The organism is Halobacillus yeomjeoni (assembly GCF_020171525.1).
GTDB classification, from domain to species: domain Bacteria; phylum Bacillota; class Bacilli; order Bacillales; family Halobacillaceae; genus Halobacillus; species Halobacillus yeomjeoni.
Map to the genome: position 1 here is coordinate 1 of NZ_JAIVAI010000014.1, position 1059 is coordinate 1059.

Annotated in this window: 1 protein-coding gene; it reads right to left on the bottom strand. The window is 46.1% G+C overall.

Annotated features, from left to right (window positions below):
* Positions 1-118: 118 nt before the first annotated feature.
* Positions 119-1054 (bottom strand): IS110 family RNA-guided transposase, encoded by a 936-nt coding sequence (locus LCL89_RS16690; RefSeq protein ID WP_224810960.1) that lies wholly within the window; start codon positions 1052-1054, stop codon positions 119-121.
* Between the last annotated feature and the right edge of the window lie 5 nt (positions 1055-1059).

Consider the following 1059-nt stretch of genomic DNA (forward strand, 5'->3'; position numbering starts at 1 on the left):
CTAGCACAGAGGAGGCGCGTGGATTTACCTTCCCGGGGTCTATTCTTTGCCTTCGAGCCCTATACTCAAGAATTTTCTTAAATTTAACTCTTTAATCATGTTTCAAAAAAACGTTTTTTTACCTCGTTTCCACTTCATGTGCCATGGCCCAAATGAATCCAGCTAATTCACGAGCGACAGCTGTCACAGCTTTGGCTTTTTCTTTTCCTCTGGATAATAAACGGTAATACTTCTTGTGGAGACGATGTTGCGCTTTCCAGGAGATGGCTTGACTTTCGGGTGGTAATCCTTCGAGACGTTTTTTTAGTTTTCCTTTTACTGCAGGCTGATAACGATAACTCCATGCAGACTCAATCAACAGTCGCCTTACGTGACTGTTTCCTGTTTTCGTAATCTCTCCCTGTTTGCGGCGATCACCACTTGATGATTCACTCGGGACTAATCCGGCATAGGCCATTAATTGTCGAGGGGAAGCAAACCTTTCAAACGAGCCAATTTCCGCCACTAAGCTGGCTGCCGTGATTAAAGCGACGCCCCGCAAGCCTTGTAGAGCTTGGATCATAGGAGCGTGTACACTATCGGTCGCTTGGTTTAAGATTTCTTCTTCTAAACGAGAAATCCTCGCTTCGATTTCCTTTAATTGATAATAATACTCTTGGAAAGTGATACTCGAAGAGGAGCGTTCGAACTTTAATGTATCTAACCAACGACGGTAGTTCACGGACCAAACTCTCATACCGGTAGGCTGACGAATATCGTGGCGGAGTAAGAACTTCGAAAGCCGATGCTTAGCACGTAACTGGTCCTGAACGGCATCTTCTCGACAACGAACTAAGTCTCGTAGCGCCTCATCATCTTCCGTTGGAATATGAATGGGTGTGAGTTCGCCGGAGCGATAAAGTTGGGCCAGTCGAACCGCATCTCGTTTGTCTGTCTTGACTCGGTCTCCGGGACGTTGGGGAATAAGGGATGGAGCAATAACTTCACAGGACACGTTCAATTTACTCAGGAATCGGTAGAGACCATAACCTGTTGGGCCAGCTTCATAGCACACTCTTA